The sequence below is a fragment of the Streptomyces populi genome (genome assembly GCF_002911015.1).
GTDB classification, from domain to species: Bacteria; Actinomycetota; Actinomycetes; order Streptomycetales; family Streptomycetaceae; genus Streptomyces; species Streptomyces populi.
Genome location: NZ_KZ626862.1, coordinates 1 through 15,366, shown reverse-complemented (window position 1 = coordinate 15,366; position 15,366 = coordinate 1). Strand labels below are relative to the sequence as shown.

Genomic DNA, 15,366 nt, shown 5'->3' with positions numbered 1-15,366 from the left:
CAAGCCCGCCCGCTCCCGCACGTGAAGAAAGGTTCCCCTTGTCGACCCCCCAACCCGCCCCGGTCTCCTTCGAACACCTCCCGGACGGCCTCGGCATCGGTACGGCCACCCCACGTCTGACCTGGAAACTTCCCCCTGCATCCGGCAGCCAGCAGGCATACGAGATCCGGCTCGAACGGGCCGGCCGTCAGCACAGCACCGGCCGTATCGAAGGAAGCGGCCAGGTCCTGGTGCCCTGGCCCGGTGAACCGCTGGCCTCACGCGAGAGCGTGAGCGTCCGAGTCCGCGTCTGGACGGCCGGAGCCGTGACGCCTTCCGCCTGGAGCGAGCCCAGCACGGTGGAAGCCGGGCTGCTCGACCCGGCCGACTGGCGCGCGGCACCGGTCGGCGCCGGATGGCCCGAGGATTCGGATGCCGAACGCCGTCCGGCCCGGGTACGCAAAGACTTCCACCTGGATCGCCCGATCACCCGAGCCCGCCTCTACGTCACCGCTCACGGCCTGTACGAGGTGGAGATCAACGGACTTCGGGTGGGCAGCGAGGTCCTCGCCCCGGGCTGGACGGTCTACCCGCACCGTCTGCGCTATCGCACCCATGACGTCACCGCCCTCCTCGCCACGGGCGCCAACGTGATCGGCGCCTGGCTCGGCGACGGCTGGTACCGCGGCAAGTACGGATTCGACGGCGGCACCCGCAACATCTACGGCAACGACCAGGCCCTCATCGCCCAGCTGGAAGTGACCTATGACGACGGCACCACCGTCGTCATCGCCACGGACGCCACCTGGACGGCCGCCGCCGGACCCATCGTCAGCAGCGGTCTTTACGAGGGCGAGTGCTTCGACGCCCGACTCGACGACCCCAGCTGGGCGACCCGCGCGCCTGAGCAGCACACGGAATGGACCCCCGTACGGCTCGGCAGCCGGGACCCGCGCACCCTCGTCTCCCCCCAGGGCCCGCCGGTGCGCTGCACCCAGGAGATGGCTCCCACCGCCATCACACCCACCGGCGACGGCCGTCATCTTCTCGACTTCGGCCAGAACCTCGTCGGCCGGCTCCGTCTCACCGTCGACGGCCCCGTGGGCACCATCATCACCATCCGGCACGCCGAAGTGCTCCAGGACGGAGAACTGGCCACCGAACCCCTGCGCGAGGCGTACTCCACCGACACCTTGATTCTTTCCGGGCGTGGTCCGTACACGTGGGAGCCCCGGTTCACCCTGCACGGATTCCGCTACGCCGAAATCAGCGGCTGGCCGGGGGAGCTGACACAGGAGTCGGTGACGGCCCGTGTCTATCACACGGACATGCGCCGTACCGGCTGGTTCGAGTGCAGCGACCCGCTGATCAACCGGCTCCACGAAAATGTCGTCTGGAGCATGCGCGGCAACTTCGTCGACATCCCCACCGACTGCCCCCAGCGCGACGAACGCCTCGGCTGGACCGGCGACCTACAGGTATTCGCCCCGACGGCGAGCTTCCTCTACGACTGCGCCGGCCTGCTGGACTCCTGGCTCACCGACGTACGGCTCGAGCAGCTTCCCGACGGCACCGTCCCCTGGTACGTGCCCGTCATTCCCGGCAAGCCGATGTGGACACCGATCCAGCCCGGCGCAGCCTGGGGAGACGTGGCAACGCTCACGCCCTGGACCCTGTACCGGCGCTTCGGCGACCTGCAGATCCTGAGCAGCAATTACGCCATGGCCAAGGCATGGGTGGACCTCGTCGAGCGGCTCGCCGGCTCCGATCGTCTCTGGGACACCGGATTCCAGTTGGGTGACTGGCTCGACCCCGCCGCTCCGCCGGATGATCCGGCAGCGGGCTGCACCGACCGCTACCTGGTGGCCACGGCGTATTTCGCGTATTCGGCCCGTCATCTGTCGCTGGCCGCAGCCGAACTGGGCATGGAGCGGGACGCCACCCAGTACGCCGCACTGGCTGCGGAAGTGGCCGCCGCCTTCCGCGACCGGTATGTACTGCCCGATGGCCGCATGACCAGCGACGCTCCCACCGCCTACGCGCTCGGCATCGCCTTCGATCTCCTCACCGATCCGCAACGCCGTGCAGCAGGTGACCGGCTGGCCGAGTTGGTGCTGGCCGACGAAGCCCGTATCGCCACAGGATTCGTCGGGACTCCGGTGATCTGTGATGCCCTCACCGACACCGGCCACCTGGACGTCGCCTACCGCCTGCTGACCCAGACCGAGTGCCCTTCCTGGCTCTATCCGGTCACGCAGGGGGCGACCACCATCTGGGAGCGGTGGGACAGCCTTCGCCCCGACGGCACACTCAATCCCGGCGGTATGACCTCCTTCAATCACTACGCTCTTGGAGCCGTCGCCGACTGGCTGCACCGCGTCGTCGGAGGCATCGCCGAGTCCACGCCCGGCTATCGCCGGCTTGTCTTCCAACCGCGGCCTGGCGGCGGCATCACGTGGGCACGGACCCGCCACGAAACGCCCTACGGCGCAGCAGAGTTGTCGTGGGAGACGACCATCGACGGTCGGATGTGCGTCCATGCCGTCGTACCTGACGGCTGCTCCGGCGTCGTGCAGCTCCCGGGGTGTCCGCCGGTCCAGGTGGGGCCGGGAGAACATGACCTCGATTCCTGGGAGATCGTGAAGAAAACAGCCTAATAGGCATTTATGAATTTCAAGCAGTCCGGCGCCAGTCATGGCGCCGGACTGCTTTCTTTTGGCATTTCTTAGGGTTGGCAATTCGCCTCGTCGATGACCTCCATCGATGCGGTCTATGGCGACCGTTGATCGGTCCGAATTTTCAATTGAAATTTCATTCCATTTTTCAATCAGTGCATCAAATGTGCTGGTCAGGTGCTTCTTTTTGGGCAAGTGTCAAAAGGGTTGACCCCTCTAGGCGGGGCCCTCTAGTTTGTCCGTTCAGCAAGCGTACGTCGCACGGAAATCCCAATTCCCTCACTGCTTCTTCTGTCGCGGGACTCGGCAGCAAGCGGGTGAGACCGGGAAAACCATCCCCCGAACCGGGGCCGGCCGTGACCTGACCCCTCGACCGGCCCCTCTTGTCCCGTGCGCGTAAATCCACCCCCCTTCGGAGAGCCGCCGTGAAAAGACGATCGTTCCTGTCTCTCGCCACCCTGACCGCAATGAGCCTGAGCATGGCTCCCCTGATGACCGAAGCGGCCATCGCCGCACCGTCCGTGACACCGCAGGACCAAGCGGACGCGATGCTCGCTCGCATGACAGCGGCGGAGAAGGAAGCGCTCGTGCGGTGCGACTTCGCGACCGTCGCGCACCTGGGCATACCGGCTCTGACCATGGTGGACGCCTCGGCCGGCCTGCGCGGCGAACAGGGCGTGACCGCGTTCCCGGTTCCGGTCGCGCAGGCGGCGGCATTCGACGAGAGTCTGGCGACACGCATCGGCAGCGCGATCGGTGCGGAGGGCCGGGCCAAGGGCTACAACAATCTCCTCGGCCCCACCATCGATCTCACCCGGACCTGGCACTCCGGCCGACAGTCCGAAGGTATGGGTGAGGACCCATTGCTCGCCGGCCAACTGGGCGCGGCCCTCACGACCGGCATGCAGAGCCAGAACGTTGTGGCCACGGTCAAGCACTTCGCCGCCTACACCCAGGAGACCAACCGCTTCTACACGGACACCAAGGTCTCCGACCGCGCGCTGCACGAACTGTACGAAGCACCGTTCCGCCGCGTTGTCACAGCCGCCCCGACCACGTCGGTCATGATGGCCTATCCCAAGATCAACGGGACCTTCGCGACGCAGAGCCCGGTTCTCTTCGACGACGTGAAGAAGACCATCGGACTGCAGGGTTACACCGTGCCGGACTTCTGGGCCGGCGACGACCAAGTCGCGGCCGCGCGGGCCGGCATGGACCTCGCCGGGCTCGGTCCCTACGCAGTCAAGATTCCCGCCGGAGGACTCACCGGCGGTGTGATACCCAGCTCCCGGCTCGACGACGCCGCCCGGCGGATCCTCGTCACGATGTACGCGAACGGTCTCTTCGACCACCCTGTGCCCACTCCGGCGGCCGACGTCAGCACCCAGGCCCACCAGGACCTGGCCCACGAGGCCGCCGTCGCCTCCCTGGTACTTCTGGCCAACCGCTCCGCAGCACTGCCTCTGCCGACCACTCTGAAGTCCCTGGCCGTCATCGGCCCGGCCGGCAGCGACGTCTTCACCGGCGTGGGCGGCTCCACCTACGTCGATCCGGGATCATGGACGACCCCCCTGGACGCCATCCGTGCTCGCGCCGGCAGCGGCCTCACCGTTACCCACGCTCAGGGCACCAAGGGAGATCTTCCGCTGACCGCGGTTCCCTCCACCGTGCTGCGCAGCGACGCCGGGGCTCCTGGCCTGTCCGCCGGTTACTACGCCGGTGCAGACGCCTCCGGCACCCCGCTCGCCACCCGCACCGACGCCGGCATCGACTTCACAGCTGCGCCCGTGGACAGCCTGCCCGACGTGTGGTCGGCGAAATGGACCGGAACCCTGGTGCCGACAGCCACCGGCTTGCACCGCTTCTCTCTGCTCGCCGCCGGAACCGCCACCGTGAAGATCAACGGCACCACGATCGCCACCGGCACCCGGCACAGCCGTCGATTCTTCCTCGGCCCCTACGACTACCCCCTGCAGGGCACTGCTGCGCTGACCGCCGGAAAGGCCGTCGCCATCGAGGTGACCTACACCAACGCCGGCACCGATCCCGGCACCTGCGGGCTCACGCTGGGCTGGCAGCCCGAATCCCTGATCCCCGCCGCCGTCGACGCGGCCCGCGCCGCGGATGCCGCGATCGTTTTCGTCAACCGGGTCGCCGGAGAGGACATGGACCACCTGGCACTCGGTCTGCCCGGCGATCAGGAACAGCTCATCGCGGCTGTGTCAGCGGTGAACTCGCGCACCATCGTCGTCCTCAACACCGACGGTCCCGTGGCCATGCCATGGCTCGGCGATGTCGAGGCCGTGCTCCAAGCCTGGTACGGAGGCCGCGGCATGGGCACGGCGCTGGCCGCCGTCCTCTTCGGAGACAGCGACCCCTCCGGCCGACTGCCCGTCACCTTCCCCGCCGACGCCACCCAAGGGCCGGGTACCACACCCGCGACCTACCCCGGCAGCAACGGAGCCGTCTCCTACGACGAGGGCATCTCCATCGGCTACCGCTACTACGACAGCAAGGGACAGCAGCCCCGATTCCCCTTCGGCCACGGCCTGTCGTACGCCACCTTCGCTCACGGCTCCCTCGAGGCGACATACAACAAGAGTGCCAAGACAGTGACGGTGAGTGTGACCGTCACCAACACCAGCTCGCGCAAGGGCACCGAACTCGTGCAGGTCTACGCCACGCTGCCGAGCGCCGCTGCCGCCGAACCGCAGCGGCTCGTCGCCTTCCGCAAAATCACACTGGCCCCTGCGGGCTCCCAGCGGCTCACGGTGACCGTTCCCGTGGACGACCTCACCATCTGGAAGGCAGGAGCCTGGGCACTCGTCCCCGGCACGTACACCTTCGCCACGGCGCACAGCTCCCGTGATCTGACCGCGCAGCGCGCTGTTCCCATCAGCTGACCGCAATCCCAACCGGCGCGTCACGCCACCCGCCTCCCCGCCGCGGCGTGACGCGCCTCCGCCGTTCCTGTCCAGCTCGTTGAACCTTCGCCTCCACTACTGCATGGAGCCCGCCCATGTCCCGCAGACCCAGACCCCTTCGCTTCGCCGCATCCCTCACGCTGAGCATGACGCTTCTGACCAGCTGCTCTGTCATAGGAGCCGACGGCGACACCTCCGACACCGAGGTGACCGTCAGAGCAAACATCACCGACAAGGCTTCGATGCAGGCAGTCGTCGCGGCCTTCCACCGGGCCCATCCCGACATCCACATCAGCGTCAGCTACGCCGACACCAACACCCTGCAGAAGGAAATTCCGCAGCAGCTCCGGGCGGACAAGGCACCGGACGTCTTCACCGTCTGGCCCGGCAACGGCAACCCCGCCTCCGTCCTGGCCCTGAAGGAGGACGACTTCCTGGAAGCACTCAGTCTGCGCTTCTTCGCCGGCCGGATACCCGACAGCATGCGCCCGGTCACCGACGGCGGCATCGGCACGTATCTGGTGCCCGTCACCTTCAGCGCCATCGGCGCGATCTACTCCGCAGAGACACTCAAGGCCATCGGAGGAACCCGGCCCACCACCTACAGCGGCCTCCTCGCCCTGTGCGACACCGCCCGCCAGCACGGAAAAGTGCTGTTCGCACTGGGCAACCAGACCCCGTGGGTCACCCAGCTCGTCGACTACGCACTGGTAGCCACTACGGTGTACGCCCACGACCCCGACTTCGACACACAGATGGAGTCCGGCCGGGAGACCTTCGCCCGGTCCGGATGGCGTCAAGCCATGACCAAGTACCTGGAAATGCGCGACCGCGGTTGCTTCAGCACCGCCCCGCTCAAGACCAGCTACGAGGACGCACTCGACCAAGTGGCCGACGGACGAGCAGTGGGAGTCGTCCAGGTCGCCAGCACACTCGCCGCTCTGCGTTCCGTGGCACCGGAGATGCACTTCCGGATGACAGCCCTGCCGGCCACCGATCAGCCGAACGAAACCCGGATTCCCGGCGCCGTCTCCGCCGCGTACGGGCTCAACGCCAAGGCCCCCCACCGCAAAGCGGCACTGACGTTCGTGGACTTCCTCGGGTCGGAACGGGGCCAGAACCTGTACAACCGCTCCGGCGCAACGCTGCCCGCTCTGCCCAACAAATCCTTCTCCGTCGATCCCGCCGTCGCGGAGGTGGCACGACGGCAAAAGGACGGGACGACGGTGCCGTTCATGGATCAGCGGTGGCCCAACTCAGAGGTGCAGCAGGCACACTTCAAGCAGATAAGTGCCCTCTTCGCGGGCACCACGGACATCGCGCACGCGCTGGCTGCCATGGACAGGGCGTACAAGTAGAGGCGGAGACGGACGCCGCCCCCGGCCGGGAGATCGTCAGAACGGTTCGCCATGCACACACCTCATCAGGAATCGGTGCTGTCCAGGGCAGCCCGCATTCTCGAAGCGTTCAGCCAGGACGAGCCGGCGCTGACGGTCTCCGAGATCGCCCGTCGAACGGGCCTGCACGTGGCCACGGTCTCGCGCCTCGTGGCCGAGCTCGTGGCTCTCGGTTTCCTGAGCCGGGACGCCGACCGCAAAGTACGCATCGGCGTGCGGCTGTGGGAGCTGGTCACGCGTGCTTCCCCCACACTCTCCCTGCGTGATCACGCTATGCCGTTCATGGAGGGCGTCCACGACGTTGTGGGCCACCATGTGCAGCTCGGTGTCCTCGACGGCGACGAGGCGCTCTTCCTGGAACGGCTCTCGGCACCGCGTGCGGTGATCAACTACACCCGGATCGCGGGGCGGCTTCCTCTGTACGCCTCCTCCAGCGGCCTGGTGCTCCTCGCCCACGGCCCCAGTGATCTCAAGCAAAGGATCCTGAGCGGTCCCATGACCGCGTACACGCCGAGCACGCCCGCCACGCCTGCGCAGCTGCGTGTGACCCTGGCCGAGATCCGGCAGCAGGGTTACGCGTACTGCCCCGGCTACGTCCACGCGGAGGCACTCGGCGTAGCCGCGCCCGTGCGCGGCGCGGACGGCACGGTGATCGCGGCGCTGTCGGTCATCGTCCCCAATGACGTCGGTGCCCAGGCTGTGGTGCCTGTCGTACGGACCGCTGCCCGGGGCATCTCCCGTTCATTGGCCGCGCGCGGGGCACAGGATGTTCCGTAGGCATGTGACGGCTGTGCGACAGCCGCATGACATCTCCACGAAGTCGGTCTCTCACTGAATGAGAATGCCGTCGCGACCCGACGACGCCCGCGCGCATGCTTCCTGCATTCCACAGACGGGAGGCGACAACGTGGTCGTACACAACCTGCTGCCCACTGCTCCGCTGCAGCAGCATCCCTCCACCGTGACGTTGCAGGTACAGGACAAGACTCCTGTCGCCGACGGTGTCGTGTCACTCGCCCTCGTGCACCCGGACGGCACACGGCTGCCGGATTGGACACCCGGCTCGCACATCGATCTCATCCTGCCGAGCGGAGTGACCCGCCAGTACTCCTTGTGCGGAGACCGATGGGACCCGTACACCTACCGCATCGCGGTCCTCCGCGAAGACTCCGGCAGGGGCGGCTCCGCCTACGTTCATGATCAGCTCATGCCTGGGAACCTCGTGGAGGTCGGAGGGCCGCGCAACCACTTTCCCCTGGCGCCTGCCGAGCGGTACCTGTTCATCGCGGGCGGCATCGGCATCACCCCGCTGCTGCCGATGATCCACCAAGCCGACGTGACCGGAGCCGACTGGCAGCTGCTGTACGGGGGCCGCAATCGAGCCTCCATGGCGTTCCTCGACGAACTCGCAGCTTCCTACGGCGACCGCGTACAGATCAGCCCCCAGGACGAGTGCGGCCTGCTCGACCTGGAAGCCTGGCTGAGCCAACCGGACACGGGAACCAAGGTGTACTGCTGCGGACCGGGGCCCTTGCTCACTGCGGTTGAGGCAGCGTGTTCCCGGTGGCCCCCGTACAACCTGCGGACCGAGCGATTCACAGCCAAGGCCCTGACAGAGCCGGTGCACCGCGGGCCCTTCGAGGTTGAGCTGTGCCGCAGCGGCAGGACAGTGACCATCACCCCCGATGCCACCGTCCTCCAAGCCCTACGGCAGGCAGGTGCGGATGTGCTGTCCTCCTGCGAGCACGGCACCTGCGGCACCTGCCTCACTCCGGTCGTGGAAGGGACCCCGGACCACCGGGACTCGGTACTGACCGAACACGAACGCGCCGCCAACGACTGCATGCTGCCCTGCGTCTCGCGTTCCCGCTCAGCCCGCCTGGTCCTGGACCTCTGAGCCACGACCCGCCCCTTCCCGAGCCGCACCTCGCTGGAGCCGCCATGACCGAAGCACCCGCCGCTGTTGTCGAACCGCCGGTGAACGACGTCGACCCTTTCGCCCCCGAACACCTCACAACCCCCGAACCCCTGCACAACGCCCTCCGGGAAGCCGGGCCCGTCGTGCGGCTGTCCCGCCACGACGTCTACGCGCTCGCCCGATACCGCGAAGTGCACGCGGCCCTCGTCGACTGGCAGACGTTCCAGTCCGCCGCCGGCGTGGGACTGGCCAACTTCCGCCATTCGAAGCCCTGGCGGCCTCCGAGCCTGCTGCTGGAGGCCGATCCGCCGCACCACGACGCACCGCGCCGCGTCCTGCGCGAGATACTCGCCCCACCAGCACTGCGCCGACTGCGCGCGGCCTGGCAGCCGATGGCCGACGACCTCGTCGACACCGTCCTGGCCACACAAGGAACCGATTTCGACGCATTCGAATCCCTCGCCAAAGCCTTCCCCCTGCGCGTCTTCCCCGACGCGGTGGGGCTGGGACCCGACGGCCGCGACAACCTCCTGCCCTACGGCAACATGGCATTCAACGCCTTCGGCCCCGCCAACGCCCTCGTGCAGGCAGATGCGCACAGGGCCGCCGACCTGTCTGCCTGGGTCAATGCCCAGTGCGCCCGCCGAGCCCTCACCGATGACGGATTCGGCGCCCGCATCTGGGCCGCCGCCGACCGCGGCGACCTCACCCACGAGCAGGCACCGCTGGTCGTACGCTCACTCCTCACCGCCGGCGTCGACACGACAGTGCACGGCCTGGCCGCCACCCTCTACGCCCTCGCCGGCCACCCTGACGAATGGCAGCGCTTCCGCGAACGCCCCGAACTGGCCCGCGTGGCATTCGATGAGGCGGTGCGCTGGCAGTCACCCGTCCAGACCTTCTTCCGCACCGCCACGACCGACGTCGAGATCGCGGGATCCCTCATCCCCGAGGGATCCAAGATCCTCATGTTCCTCGGCGCGGCGAACCGTGACCCGGCCCGCTGGAACGGCCCGGACCGCTTCGACCTCACCCGCGATCCATCCGGACACGTCGGCTTCGGCATGGGCATCCACCAATGCGTAGGCCAGCACGTAGCACGCCTGGAAGCCGAAGCACTCCTCACGGCCCTGGCTCGACGGGTGGAACGCATCGAGCTCGCAGGCGAACCGCGCCGGCACCTCAACAACACCCTGCGCTCCTTCGCAGCGCTCCCCGTACACGTGCGCCCCGTGAGCTGACCACCGTCCCTCGTGAACCCGAGCATCACCTCCCACACAGACAGACAGTCGAGAGGATCCATCCATGCCTCAGCACGTACGCGGCGTCGTCGCCCGCGTCAAAGGCGAGCCGGTGCGCGTCGAGACGATCGTCGTGCCCGATCCAGGGCCGGACGAGGCGGTGGTAAGAGTGCAGGCCTGCGGCGTCTGCCACACCGACCTGCACTACCGCGAAGGCGGCATCAACGATGACTTCCCGTTCCTTCTCGGACACGAGGCGGCGGGCATCGTGGAGGCGGTCGGCACCGGAGTCACCGACGTGGCGCCGGGCGACTTCGTCGTCCTGAACTGGCGGGCGGTCTGCGGCCGTTGTCGCGCATGCCGACGCGGACGCCCGCAGTACTGCTTCGATACGCACAACGCGCGCCAGAGGATGACCCTCAGCGACGGCACCGAACTGTCACCTGCCCTCGGCATCGGTGCTTTCGCCGAAAAGACCCTTGTAGCTGCCGGCCAGTGCACGAAGGTCGATCCGGCCGTCTCACCGGCCGCCGCCGGGCTGCTCGGCTGCGGGGTCATGGCAGGCATCGGCGCGGCAATCAACACAGGAGGAGTGGGCCGAGGCGACACCGTCGCTGTCATCGGCTGCGGCGGCGTCGGCAACGCAGCCGTCGTCGGTGCCCGACTGGCCGGCGCCGCGAAGATCATCGCCGTGGACATCGACGAGCGCAAGCTCGAGACAGCTCGGACGATGGGCGCCACGGACACCGTGAACGCGCGCGACACCGATCCGGTGGAGGCCATCCGCCGGCTCACCAACGGATTCGGCGCCGACATCGTCATCGAAGCCGTCGGGCGGCCGGAAACCTACCGACAGGCGTTCTACGCCCGTGACCTGGCCGGCACCGTCGTCCTCGTGGGCGTCCCGACCCCCGACATGCAACTCGACCTACCGCTGTTGGACGTCTTCGGACGAGGCGGCGCGCTCAAGTCCTCCTGGTACGGCGACTGCCTGCCGTCCCGCGACTTCCCCATGCTCACCGACCTCTACCTCCAAGGCCGCCTGGACCTCGACTCCTTCGTCACCGAGACGATCACTTTGGACGAGGTCGAAGACGCCTTCGCCCGCATGCACAAGGGCGATGTCCTCCGCTCGGTGGTGATCTTCTGATGACCGAGGTCCGCATCGAACACCTCACAACCTCAGGCGCCTTCAGCCTGGACGGCGGCCTCTGGGACGTCGAGAACAACGTCTGGATCGTCGGTGACGACCACGAGGCGATCGTGATCGACGCTGCCCACGACGCCGATGCCATCGCGGCAGCCGTAGGCGACCGGCGCCTGACCGCCATCGTGTGCACCCACGCCCACAACGACCACATCAACGCGGCCCCGGCGCTCGCCGAAGCCACCGGAGCTCCCATCCTCCTACACCTGGACGACCGACTGCTGTGGAAGCACACCCATCCCGAACACAGCCCTGAGGGCTACCTATCCCATGACCAGCGCATCGACGTCGCGGGAACAGAATTGCGGGTGATACACACCCCCGGACACACACCGGGATCGATCTGCCTGTACGCATCGACGCTCGGCACCGTATTCACCGGTGACACTCTGTTCGCGGGCGGCCCCGGAGCAACCGGACGCTCGTACTCGGACTTTCCTACCATCATCCGCTCGATCCGCGACCGACTCCTCACCCTGCCGCCCGGCACGCAGGTCCGCACCGGGCACGGCAGCGATACGAGCGTCCGGGCGGAAGCTCCCCAGCTGGATGAGTGGATAACCGCCGGTCACTGAACGGGGCCGGTGGTGGAACCGGTGCGCTCGTCCTCGACCACCTGCGGTGCGGACGTACCTACGCCCGGCCTCATGGGTAGACAGCGGCATCCTTTGTGGCCTGCGCTGTACCCAAGTGCCGACTATCTCGCTGATTCCGGGCCTCCGGTTGCCGAAGCCAGTTGGCATCAGAGCAGGTTGCGAACGTTGCCTGGTGCCAACCACTGATCCTGGTCACAACTGCTGAGCGGCCGCAGTTGGCGGAGGCTCGGCGTGTTTGTGCGGTCAAGTTGTTCGGGCAGGACCGCTCGAATGCCGAGATCGCGCAGATGGTGGGGGTGCACGCGGAGAGCGTGCGGCGCTGGAGACGTGCTTGGGAGAACGGTGGAACTCAGACACTACGGGGAAGCCGGCAACCGGTCGCTGGCCGAAGTTGGACGACGCCCAGGTGGAGCAGGTGCGGGCCGTGTTGGAGCGGGTCGGCGTGGTGGTGGAGCGGGTGACAGGGGTGTCGTTGTCGCGGGCGACGGTCTGGCGCCTGCTGACCGGCCGACTCGGCTGGAGTCTGCAACGGCCCGAGCGTCGCGCGGGGGAGCGGGACGAGTCGGAGATCGCCCGTTGGGTTGCGCATGAGTGGCCGCGCATCAAAGGGGGCGGTGAAGAAACGTGCCTGGATCGTGGTCCTCGACGAATCAGGTGTTTCTCTACTGCCTCAGGTCCGCCGCACTTACGCACCCCGCGTCCGCACTCGGAGTCCATGTGCTCGAGCGCAGATCCTGCCTCGCTCTGTTCCTGGTGGCCAGCCCCTGCCGGGCGCCGGTGGGGATGGGCCGTTCAAACAGGCTCCACCGGCGTTCTTGAGTTTTGGGTGGCCCATGACCTGCGTGAACCGTTATGAACCGGCGTCGCCGCTGTCGGGGTGCCATTCGGCCAGGACGATGGTGGCGTCGTCCTGCAGTTGGCCGTGGTGGTGGTCGAGGATGGCGTGGATGAGGCGGCGCAGGGCTTCGGGGGAGGGTTCGCCCGCGGCGAGGGCGCGGGTGACGAAGTCGACGAGCCTGTCCTCGCCGAACTGCTGACCGACTGCGGAACGGGCTTCGGTGACGCCGTCGGTGTGGATCAGGACCCGGTCGCCGGGCTCCAGCTGGGCGTGGTGCACGGTCAGGGGGTGCTCGTAGCCCGGGCCCAGCCCGAGTGGCAGCTCGCCCGGCGCCTCCAGGGCCCCCGGCACGACGTGATGGGCGCGGATCAACAGCGGCGGCGGATGGCCGGCGTTGATCCAGTCCAGCTGCCCGGTGTCGAGGTCCAGGTGCGCGAAGACGCCGGTCAGCAGGCCGCCAGGCTGCCAGCGGTGCAGGTCTTCGTCGATCCGGCCGGCGATGTCGGTGAGCGTTCCGCCCGCGCGGCGGGTGGACCGGCAGCCGGCCAGCGCGACGGCAGAGGCCAGCCCGGCTGCCAGGTCGTGGCCCATGGCGTCGACCACGGTCAGGTGCAGGCGTCCGTCGTCCAGGCCGTGGTCGAAGGCGTCCCCGCCGATCTCGTAGGCGGGTTCCAGCGCGGCGGTGGAGGTGACAGTGTCGGTGCCCAGCGTGCGGGGCGGCAGGAACGCCCAGACCATCTCTGAGGCGGTGGTCATCGGGCGCTGGCGGGCGGTGCGCCTGAACAGGTCGCTGAACCCGCTCTTGGACACGATGGTCAGCGCGGTCACCGCCGCCAACTGTACGGCGCCGTCCAGCATCGGGGGCGTGATCTGGTCGGCGCTGACGCGCAGTACGCCGATCCGGGCGATGCCGTCGACCAAGGGCAGCCACACCGTCAGCGGCCGACGGTGTGACAGCCGCAGCGACATGGTGCGGTAGGCCCACCCGGCCACCGTCCCCTCGATCGCCAGGGTGGCGTTGTCCTGGCCCCCGGTGTCGGGCGGGGCACCAGCTGATTCTCCTGCACATCCGCCAGGTACACGGTCGCCGAGACCATCCCCAGCCGACGGGCCGTCTCGTCGACCAGCTGCGGTACCTGCAGCGGGGAGGCGGTGTGCGACCGCTCCAGAAACAGGGCCAACGCGGCCCCCGGTTCCTCCACCATCGCTCACCGGTCCTCTCACCGTCTCGGCCCCTTCTTCAAGTCTGAGACCGGTCGGCTCGGTGCGCGGCCCGCCCAGGTACGGCACTACCTGGCTGGCTCTGTTCCCATACGGCTACGGCGAACGGGAACAGGGCTGCGTGATGCTCGGGGCGCAACTCTCGGTGCAGCCTGAGAGATCTCTGGTCCTGAAGATCCGCCGACGAACCCTGGATCGTGTACGTATTCAGGCGCAGCCTGCCTGGGACAGAGCGGCCTCCAGGGCTTGCCGGATGTCCTCGGACAGCTTCTTGTCGGCGGGCCAGCCGACAATCTGTTCCGCGACTTCCCGCAGTTTGATGTTCGTCTTCTGGGAGACCATCCGCAGAACGCCAAAGCCCTGGTCGGGAGGGAGGCCACCGAGGGATATGACTACCCCGATGGCCTGGTCGATCACCGCGTGTGAGACCACGGCTTCCTCAAGCTGGCCGATTTCCCGCTGCAACTGGCCGATTCTGCGAGCAAGCTCTTCCGGCCCAGGGGCGTCGGCGTTGAACGGTGAAGAGTCCTCCAGACCGTGCTCCGTTATGTTCACCTCCTGACAGGCTGCCCCCCCCGCAGGCCTGATGCTGCCGGTCAGCCAGTCCTTTCTGCGTGATACGTCATCACTTCGTTCTTGCGACCGGCCAGGAGCGCGCGCCCGGCGCAGGGGCGGGCAGCGGCAGCGGGCGTCGCGCCTGCCCCGAGGGTCGCCGTCGCCGCTTACGCGGCGGGGGTGAGTTCGGCGCGGCCGAACAGTAGGGCGTAGCCGGTGGGAAGCTGGTGCAGGATGCGGGTGGTCAGGTCGGGGCCGGCGTGGGCTGCGACGGCGGCGAATACGGAGCCGGTGTCCCAGCGGGTGGTGGCCAGAGAGGCGCCGGAGCGGGCGGCGAGGTCCTTGACGAAGGCCCAGCCGGTCAGCGACTGGGTGTCGGGGATCTGCGTGGTGAGGACGCGTGCGGCCTCCAGTGGCAGGCAGGCGGCCAGGTCGGCGCGTTCGTCGCCGGTCAGCTGACGCCCGAGCCCTCCCAGGACGAGGCGGACGGCTTCGTCGGCCTTCTCGCGGGTGGGGTAGGCGCCCTCGTAGCGGACTTTCTCCAGCATCTGCTCGTACGCCGTCCTGTACGGCTGCTGGTGCCCTTGCGGTGCGCGTACGTCGGTGATCACTGCGGTGCATGCCTTTCATCGGAGCCGGGATGGGGTGGCGCCCGGAGCGTGTGGCGCCACCCCAGGTCTTGGTCAGGTGGGTTGTGGGCGGCCGAAGAGGAGGTCGTAGCCGGTGGGGAGCTGGAGCAGGATCTGGCCCAGCAGGTCATCGCCGGCCGTGTCGGCGACCGTTGAGAGGACGGCGCTGACGTCCCAGGTCGCGGT

General features: G+C 68.0%; 13 protein-coding genes and 1 pseudogene. 10 read left to right on the top strand and 4 right to left on the bottom strand.

Going from position 1 to position 15,366, the window contains the following annotated elements; translation table 11 throughout:
* The first annotated feature begins 38 nt into the window (after positions 1–38).
* The 10 genes from CW362_RS14340 (at position 39) to CW362_RS45620 (ending at position 12,793) form a co-directional block, all read left to right on the top strand.
* Positions 39–2,636 (top strand): alpha-L-rhamnosidase, encoded by a 2,598-nt coding sequence (locus tag CW362_RS14340; RefSeq protein ID WP_103549825.1) that lies wholly within the window; start codon positions 39–41, stop codon positions 2,634–2,636.
* Between the two features lie 485 nt (positions 2,637–3,121).
* The gene (locus tag CW362_RS14335; RefSeq protein ID WP_240657789.1) at positions 3,122–5,557 is read left to right on the top strand and encodes a beta-glucosidase H; all 2,436 of its coding nucleotides are present in this window, start codon (positions 3,122–3,124) and stop codon (positions 5,555–5,557) included.
* Between the two features lie 116 nt (positions 5,558–5,673).
* Positions 5,674–6,936 (top strand): ABC transporter substrate-binding protein, encoded by a 1,263-nt coding sequence (locus CW362_RS14330; protein ID WP_103549823.1) that lies wholly within the window; start codon positions 5,674–5,676, stop codon positions 6,934–6,936.
* Between the two features lie 51 nt (positions 6,937–6,987).
* The gene (locus CW362_RS14325; RefSeq protein ID WP_103549822.1) at positions 6,988–7,752 is read left to right on the top strand and encodes an IclR family transcriptional regulator; all 765 of its coding nucleotides are present in this window, start codon (positions 6,988–6,990) and stop codon (positions 7,750–7,752) included.
* Between the two features lie 130 nt (positions 7,753–7,882).
* Positions 7,883–8,872 (top strand): PDR/VanB family oxidoreductase, encoded by a 990-nt coding sequence (locus tag CW362_RS14320; protein WP_420856870.1) that lies wholly within the window; start codon positions 7,883–7,885, stop codon positions 8,870–8,872.
* Between the two features lie 44 nt (positions 8,873–8,916).
* A complete protein-coding gene (locus CW362_RS14315) occupies positions 8,917–10,134 on the top strand; it encodes a cytochrome P450 (protein ID WP_103549820.1) in 1,218 nt (405 codons plus the stop codon).
* Positions 10,135–10,198: 64 nt separating this feature from the next.
* Positions 10,199–11,284 (top strand): S-(hydroxymethyl)mycothiol dehydrogenase, encoded by a 1,086-nt coding sequence (locus CW362_RS14310; protein ID WP_103549819.1) that lies wholly within the window; start codon positions 10,199–10,201, stop codon positions 11,282–11,284.
* Entirely contained in the window at positions 11,284–11,916 is a 633-nt protein-coding gene (locus tag CW362_RS14305) for an MBL fold metallo-hydrolase (protein WP_103549818.1), read from the top strand. Before CW362_RS14310 ends, CW362_RS14305 begins: the two co-directional genes overlap by 1 nt.
* Positions 11,917–12,077: 161 nt before the next feature.
* On the top strand, positions 12,078–12,398 hold the full coding sequence (locus tag CW362_RS45625) for a helix-turn-helix domain-containing protein (RefSeq protein ID WP_103549817.1): 321 nt from the start codon (positions 12,078–12,080) through the stop codon (positions 12,396–12,398).
* Entirely contained in the window at positions 12,344–12,793 is a 450-nt protein-coding gene (locus CW362_RS45620) for a helix-turn-helix domain-containing protein (protein ID WP_420856871.1), read from the top strand. The genes CW362_RS45625 and CW362_RS45620 overlap by 55 nt, the downstream gene beginning before the upstream one ends.
* Here the strand turns inward: CW362_RS45620 and CW362_RS14290 are convergent.
* From CW362_RS14290 to CW362_RS44445, 4 genes and pseudogenes are all read right to left on the bottom strand, one after another.
* Positions 12,788–13,768 carry a PP2C family protein-serine/threonine phosphatase gene (locus CW362_RS14290; protein ID WP_103549816.1) on the bottom strand — a complete coding sequence of 327 codons (981 nt, stop codon included), beginning with the start codon at positions 13,766–13,768 and terminating at the stop codon, positions 12,788–12,790. The two genes, CW362_RS45620 and CW362_RS14290, sit on opposite strands and share 6 nt — an antisense overlap.
* Before the next feature lie 435 nt (positions 13,769–14,203).
* Entirely contained in the window at positions 14,204–14,551 is a 348-nt protein-coding gene (locus CW362_RS14285) for an ANTAR domain-containing protein (RefSeq protein WP_240657788.1), read from the bottom strand.
* A 167-nt stretch (positions 14,552–14,718) separates the two neighbouring features.
* Positions 14,719–15,162 (bottom strand): DUF2267 domain-containing protein, encoded by a 444-nt coding sequence (locus CW362_RS14280; protein WP_103549815.1) that lies wholly within the window; start codon positions 15,160–15,162, stop codon positions 14,719–14,721.
* A 72-nt stretch (positions 15,163–15,234) separates the two neighbouring features.
* Positions 15,235–15,366 (bottom strand): annotated as a pseudogene (locus CW362_RS44445) (DUF2267 domain-containing protein); the annotation flags it as partial.

Coding starts and splice junctions, on each gene's coding strand:
- CW362_RS14305 (WP_103549818.1), top strand. CDS start 11,284: ATGACCGAGGTCCGCATCGAACACCTCACAACCTCAGGCGCCTTCAGC.
- CW362_RS14325 (WP_103549822.1), top strand. CDS start 6,988: ATGCACACACCTCATCAGGAATCGGTGCTGTCCAGGGCAGCCCGCATT.
- CW362_RS14330 (WP_103549823.1), top strand. CDS start 5,674: ATGTCCCGCAGACCCAGACCCCTTCGCTTCGCCGCATCCCTCACGCTG.
- CW362_RS14315 (WP_103549820.1), top strand. CDS start 8,917: ATGACCGAAGCACCCGCCGCTGTTGTCGAACCGCCGGTGAACGACGTC.
- CW362_RS14310 (WP_103549819.1), top strand. CDS start 10,199: ATGCCTCAGCACGTACGCGGCGTCGTCGCCCGCGTCAAAGGCGAGCCG.
- CW362_RS14335 (WP_240657789.1), top strand. CDS start 3,122: ATGAGCCTGAGCATGGCTCCCCTGATGACCGAAGCGGCCATCGCCGCA.